3 protein-coding genes are annotated in these 6,896 nt (G+C 70.1%); all 3 read left to right on the forward strand.

The window, feature by feature from the left end:
* The first annotated feature begins 91 nt into the window (after positions 1–91).
* The 3 genes from F3J10_RS22890 to F3J10_RS22900 all read left to right on the forward strand — a co-directional run bounded on the left by F3J10_RS22890 (position 92) and on the right by F3J10_RS22900 (position 6,681).
* Positions 92–3,391, forward strand: coding sequence for a hybrid sensor histidine kinase/response regulator (locus F3J10_RS22890; RefSeq protein WP_167243055.1), 3,300 nt, complete (start codon positions 92–94; stop codon positions 3,389–3,391).
* 420 nt (positions 3,392–3,811) lie between these two features.
* Positions 3,812–5,812 carry a YadA-like family protein gene (locus F3J10_RS22895; protein WP_167243056.1) on the forward strand — a complete coding sequence of 667 codons (2,001 nt, stop codon included), beginning with the start codon at positions 3,812–3,814 and terminating at the stop codon, positions 5,810–5,812.
* 179 nt (positions 5,813–5,991) lie between these two features.
* Entirely contained in the window at positions 5,992–6,681 is a 690-nt protein-coding gene (locus F3J10_RS22900) for a response regulator transcription factor (protein WP_167243057.1), read from the forward strand.
* Positions 6,682–6,896: the final 215 nt, after the last annotated feature.

A 6,896-nucleotide genomic window follows, 5' to 3' on the forward strand; every position in this document is an offset into this window, starting at 1 on the left:
CGCCGACCCGCGCCGAGGTGGCGAGCGGGGCCACGCGCGGCGTCACCCGGGCGGCATGTCGGTCCGACGGATCCAGGATGGAAAGACGAACATGGTCGGCGTCATCAAGCGACATATCAGGCGGTTCGGCCGTATCACGATAGGCCGGCTGCATGCCCGCGATCCCGAGGACTTTCCCTCGCTGATCCTCTATACCGGCGGTGTCCTGCTGACGCTCGCGATCCTGGGCGGGGCCTATGCGGTAGCCCGGTTCGGCCTGCAGGCATACGTGGCCCAGCAGGCGACGGGGTTCGACGCCCAGGCGGATTCCGTCAACCACATCTTCCATCGCATGGGCGGCGTCTACAACCGCTCGGCCGAGTTCTACGCGGCGCTGCAGGCGGCCGAAACCCGGCATCGCCAAGCCTTCCATGGCGGCCACGCCTACGACCTGAGCGCCGGCTACCTCGCTCCGGATTGCCCGATGAACCTCTACGTGGCGGCGCCGGTGGGCGACCCGTCCGACCTGGCCTGCTCGTCGCCCTTGTCGCGGATCGCGCTCGACTGGATCCATCGTTGTCCGAATTGCCTGCGCGACGGCACGATGATCTTCGACATGGCGGGGCGCTACCTCGCCGTGATGCGCGAGGAACGGCAGCCGGTGCAGTACGATGCGGCCGCCGTGATCGGTCAGAAGACCCGCGCCGCGCGCGCCGCGCTGGCCGCCGCGCACGAGCGGGGCGGCAGCGGAGACGATGGCGTCTGGCTCGCGCCGCGCTTCGATGCGCGGCGGCAAGGTCACGTGGTCGAGTACGTGAAGGCGTTCCGGCTGCCGAACGGCGCGCCCACGGTACTGGTCCGGCCGGCGGTGCTCGAGGACTTCGTCAAGGAGGCGATGTCGATCGGGACCCTGGAATCGACCGCTCTGGTCCATCCCGAGGGCATCGTCGATTTCAGCCGGGGCCGGGCCGGCGCCGCGTCGCGCGAGCTGGCGGGCGACGGGCCGAGGCCGGCCGCCGGGGACCGGCGCACGATCCTCTGGAAGAATTTCGCGCTCTACCTGCGGCGCCAGGGCCCGGCCGCGGACTGGGTCTGGGTGAAGCGGGTCGATCGAAGCCGGGTGTTCGGCGATCTCTGGCGCCCGGCGCTGGACCTCGGAGCGGGCTTCGCGGGCCTGCTCGCCGCCCTCTGGGCGATGATCGTGTGGTTCGACCTGCGCATCCTCGCGCCGGTCAAGCGCCGCGCGCGGCGCGGGCGCGACAGCGCGGCCTTCGAGCAGACCATGGCCAATTCGCTGCGGATCGGCTTCGCGGCCTTCCATTCGGCCACGCGCCGCTTCGTGATCCGCAATACCCTGGCCGGCGAACTGTTCGATGCGCAGGCCAACCAGGCCGCGCTGGCCGGCCTGTTCGAGCGTGCCGCGGCGCACGATTTCGAGGCCGAGCCGCGGCTGGCCGTCGATCTCGAGCTCGACGGCCAGGCCGGCCCGCGCCACTACGAGTTCGCCCTGCGCGCGACCCGCTACGGCGATGCCGAGATCGTGCTGCTGGCGATCTACGACGTCAGCTCGCGCCATCAGACCGAGGCCCTGCTGCAGGACGCGAAGCTCAGCGCCGAGGCCGCCAATCGCGCCAAGGGCGATTTCCTCGCCATCATGAGCCACGAGATCAGGACGCCCCTGCACGGCGCGCTGTCCAATCTCGAGTTGATCTCCCTCGACGCCGACGATCCGGACCTGCGCAAGCGGGTGGACATCGTCTCGCGCGGCTTCACCTCCCTGATGGCCCTGCTCGACAACGCGCTGGATTTCTCCAAGCTCGACGCGCAGCTGTTCCGGCCGAAGCGCTCGAGTTTCAGCCTGCGCGGCCTGGTGGAGCAGGTGCTGCTGTCGGCGCGGCCGTCGGTGGGCGCGCATCCGGTGCGCATCAACTACGCGGTGGCCGATCTCGGCGCGCAGGCGATCGGCGACGAGCACCTGCTGCGCCAGGTCATCCTCAACCTGCTGCACAACGCGCTGAAGTTCACGCATCGCGGGCGCGTCAGCGTGCAGTGCCGGCGCGGCGGCGGCCCGGACGGCGGCGAGTGCCTCACGATCGAGGTCGCGGACACGGGCGAGGGGATTCCCGCCGAGGATCTCGATCGCATCTTCGCCCCCTATGTGCAGAGCCCGTCATCGCGCAACGCGATGGTGCGCGGCACCGGCCTGGGCCTCGCCTTGTGCGCGAAGATCTGCGAACTGCTCGGCGGGCGCATCGAGGTTCGCAGCGAGTTGCGGGCCGGCACCACCTTCACGCTGCGCCTGCCGATCGACTGGGAGCGCCAGCCGGCGCGGGCCTATGACTGGCCGGTTTCGGACGGGCGCAAGGTGTTCGTCCTGCTGGAGCGCGAGGATGCCCCCAACGACCTGGTCGAGGTGCTGCGCGCGGCCGGCTGGCAGGTCGAGGTGGGCGCCGCGGCGGCGCTGTCCGCCGCGGCGGCGCGCGAGCCGCTCGCCCTGCGCGTGCTGATGGCGCGCGAACTCGCCGCGATCCGGCATGCCGCGCCGGTGGACCTGGTGGTGGCCGACGATGGACCGTTGCGGCCGGACTGCCGCGGCGATCGCTATGTGGTGTCGTCCTATTCGCTGGATGCGATCCGCGCGGCCTGGCAGGTGCTGCTGGGCGAATTCGGCCAGGCGGCCGCCGACGACGTGCCGCGCCTGCTCGCACGCGAGGATCTGCACGAGGCGCGGGTGCTGGTGATCGACGACGACGCGGTCTGCCGGCAACTGCTGCGCCGGCAACTGGCCGTGCTCGGCATCGAACAGGTGTACGAGGCGGCGGACGGCGAGGCCGCGCTGGCATGCGCCGGCGCGGCCCGCCACGCGCTGATCCTGACCGACCTGAACATGCCGCGCCTCGATGGGCCGCGCCTGATCGAGGCGCTGGCGCGCGCGGCCGTCGACACCCCCATCATCCTGACCACCGCCGACGTGAGTTGGGAGCGCACGCTCGGCGCGGCCGGCGAGCGGCTCGCCGATGTCCTGATGAAGCCCTGGTCGCTCGATGCCCTGCGCGATGCGCTCGCGTTCGTGTTCCCGGTGGCCGAGCCGCCGGCCGAGGCTCGCGAGGAGCGGCTCGACGACGAACTCGCGGCGATGCTCGCGCAGGGCCTGCCGAGGGACTGGACTGCCGCGCGCGACGCATTCGCGGCAGGCGACCGGCAGCAGCTCCGGCGCGCCCTGCACAAGATGGCCGGCTCGCTGCTGTTCTTCAGCCAGGATCCTCTGGGGCAGGCCCTGCAGGCGCTGTCCCGGCGCTGCCTCGAGATGCCGGTCGAGACGCTGTCGGCTGAACTGGCCGCGCTGGAGCCGATGGTCGATGCCGCCATCGCGCGTCATGCGGGGCGAGGGGGCGACGTCGGCCGAGCTTGAGGTGGAGGCGGGGGCAGGCTGTCCGCGGCACGGCGAGGCCATCGCGGCCGCGCGTGCCGGGCCAGGTCGCACCTCGTTCGCGCTTGCCGTTTGCGCCTCGCGATGCGGCATGGCGACATCGCATGCTCCGATCACGGCCACCACGGCAGACGCGAGCCTCGATCCGCGTTGACACGGCCGCAGCCCGCTTGCCGATGCAGAACCGCGGCTCGCGCATAGGAGACCTCCTACATCGCAAATCGGGCAAGGACGATTCGTGTCCTGGCGGAGCTGCGCTAACTTCGATGGCAATCGCGATCGGACATGGCTTCGATGTCGGCATCGACCCGAAAGGTTCGCGCCAGGCATGGGACGGAGGACGGTGCTCCTTGGCAGCCACGACGACGTCGGTATTTCCACACGAGATGGCGGGGAGACGACATGAACGATGAATTCGGAACCGGGCGGCAAGCCCCTGGGTCCTTGGTGTTTCGCAGGCAAGCCGATAGGGCCGGGCGTCGCGGTGCCGGGCATGGGATGCAGGGATGGCTGGCCTCGCCGCGCCAGCGCGGTGTCCTCGGGGCAGCGGTGGCGGGTTTCATGTTGTTGGGTGTCGAGCAGGCGAGCGGCGCTTCCAAATCCGAGGGCATCGGGCAATTATCCACCGGGCGCGGCACGCCGGGTGGCAATGTGTCCAGGCTTCGAAGCAGCTTGTCGACCGCCTTCGCTTGCACGTCCAGGGATATCGGTTCGCTCTCCAGTAGCCTGAGCACGGCCAGCGGTGTGATCGCGTCACTTTCCACCTCGACTTCGACGCGCATCAGGAAGCTCGAATCGGGGCTGGACAAGATGTCCTCGACGGCACAATTTCAAACGCAGCGGATAGATGGCGTCGTCGAGAACATTGGCACGCACCACGCGCAGCTCGGCGAGTTGAACAGGCAAACGGCATTGCTGGAGCAGGCCGACGCGCAAGCGAAAGCGACGGCCCAAGCGCAAGAGAAGCAGATCGATGACGTCACCAAGCGCACCGACAGGGCGGATGCGCAGCTCGGTGAGTTGCATAGGCAAACGGCATTGCTGGAGCAGGCCGACGCGCAAGCGAAAGCGACGGCCCAAGCGCAAGCGAAGCATATCGATGACGTCTCCAAGCGCACCGACAGGGCGGATGCGCAGCTCGGTAAGTTGCATAGGCAAACAGCAGCGCTGGAGCAGGCCGACGCGGAAGCGAAAGCGACGGCTCAAGCGCAAGAGAAGCAGATCGATGACGTCTCCAAGCGCACCGACAGGGCGGATGCGCAGCTCGGCGAGTTGAACAGGCAAACGGCAGCGCTGGAGCAGGCCGACGCGGAAGCGAAAGCGACGGCCCAAGCGCAAGCGAAGCAGATCGATGGCTTCTCCAAGCGCATCGACAGGGGGGATGCGCAGCTCGGCGAGTTGAACAGGCAAACGGCAGCGCTGGAGCAGGCCGACGCGGAGGCGAAATCGACGGCCCAAGCGCAGGCGAAGCGGATCGATGGCGTCTCCAAGCGCATCGACAGGGGGGATGCGCAGTTCGGCGAGTTGAACAGGCAAATGGCGCCGCTCGCGCGTGCCAGCGACGAAGCACGGCGCAACGACAGCTTCATCGCCCCGACCGTGTCGGGCGGGGGGAGCGGGCCGTTGGTCGAGAGTTCGGGACCCGGCGCGGATCATACCGGCCGGTCGCGAATCGACCCGGCCGGCTGCACCCTGGCCAACGGTTTCGATTCGACGGCCACCGGGCTATGCGCCGCCGCCGGGACGATCGCGGGGCGCGACGGCGCGCGAGAGAGCCGCCGTGCCGATGGCGCGACCGCCTACGGCGCCTATGCGCGGGCAAGGGAGCACCACGCCACGGCGCTCGGATTCCGCGCCCTGGCCGCGCGCGACGGTGCCGTCGCGATCGGCTATCAGGCCGGCGCGCTGGGCGGCCAGGCTGCCGCGCTCGGAGACGGCGCGCGCGCCGACGGCGATCGCTCGGTGGCGCTCGGCGCGTCCGCGCTCGCCACAGGCCGGGGCGCGGTGGCGCTGGGCGCGGGGTCGATCGCCGATCGCGATGCGACGGTCTCGATCGGTTCGCCCGGCCGCGAGCGCCGTCTCGTCAACCTCGCGCCAGGCGTTGCCCCCGGCGACGCCGTGAACCTGTCGCAACTCGCCACGCTCGGGCGTTCGCTCGAGGACGTCGCGCGTCGCGCCTACACGGGCGTGGCGATGAGCATGGCGATGTCCGGCCTCTACCTGCCGAGCCTGAATCCGGGCGAGGTGGCGGCCGGGGTCGGCGTCGGTGGCTTCTCGGGCTACCGCGCGATCGCCCTGAATCTGAAGGGACTGGCCGGCAACGGGCGATTGGGCTGGGGCGCCGGCGTATCGACCACCGGCCGCCTGACGGGATTCAACTTCGGCGCGGGTTGGAAGTGGTAGCGCGCTCGGGCGCCAACATCACGCGATGATTTCCGGCAAGGTCCGACGGTGCCACGTCGGCCTGCCGCGATTCCCTGGTGCGCGATTCGACGGCCTGCCCGCTCGCGCGCCTCGATTTCCCGCCGCGGGCCGCCTCGACGTGCCGGCCGTCGCGCATGCCATTCACTGGAGACAATGTCATGAAACAGCAGGATCGCGATTCCACCGGAACCATTCGCGTCGTGGTGGCCGACGACCATCCCGTCGTGATGGTGGGCATCACCAGGATTCTCGACCACGAGGTCGACATCACCGTGACGGCCAGCGCCTGCGATCCGGCGACGCTTGGGACGGTCCTCGCCAGGTCGTCATGCGAAGTGCTGATCTGCGATTACGCCTTCGACCAGGCCGGCGCCTTCGACGGCCTGCCGCTCATCGAATGCATCAAGCGCAGCCATCCCGAGCTCAGGATCCTGATGCTGACCATGCACGACGACCCGGCCCTGGTGCGCAAGCTGTTCGGGATCGGCGTGCGCGGTTTCCTGTGCAAGGCGAACGCGACCTTCTCGCGGCTCGCCGCCGCGGTGCGCACCGTCGCGGCCGACCAGCTGTACATCGATCCCGAGGTGGCGGTGGCCCTGTCCGGCGCGCAGCTCGGTTTCCTCTCGAGGCAGGGCGAGGGGCGGCGCGCGACGCTGACCAAGCGCGAATACGAGGTGGTGCGGATGATCTCGCGCGGCATGCGGGTCAGCGAGATCGCGCGCCAGGTGTGCCGCAGCGTGAAGACCGTCAGCACCCAGAAGGCGTCGGCCATGAAGAAGCTGGCGGTGCGCAACAATATCGAGCTGGTGGTGCAGTTCAGGGGCCTGGAGCCGGGCAACCAGGCCTAGCCGGGCGGCCTCGATTCAGCGAGTTCGGCGCGCGGCGCGCGAGGTCGTCGTGGCCCGCCTCATCCGCACAGGGAAAAGCCCGTCAGCAGGGCGAGCATCGACGAGGGCGTGAGCCAGGCCGCGAAGGTGACGGCCAGCAGCACGGCCGCCAGCAGGCCCAGCAGCACGCCGCGCAGCGAGGGCCGCCCGGGCAGCCCGAGGCGGCCCGGCGGCGG

This window comes from Burkholderia sp. Cy-637, assembly GCF_011753175.1.
Classification (GTDB): domain Bacteria; phylum Pseudomonadota; class Gammaproteobacteria; order Burkholderiales; family Burkholderiaceae; genus Burkholderia; species Burkholderia gladioli.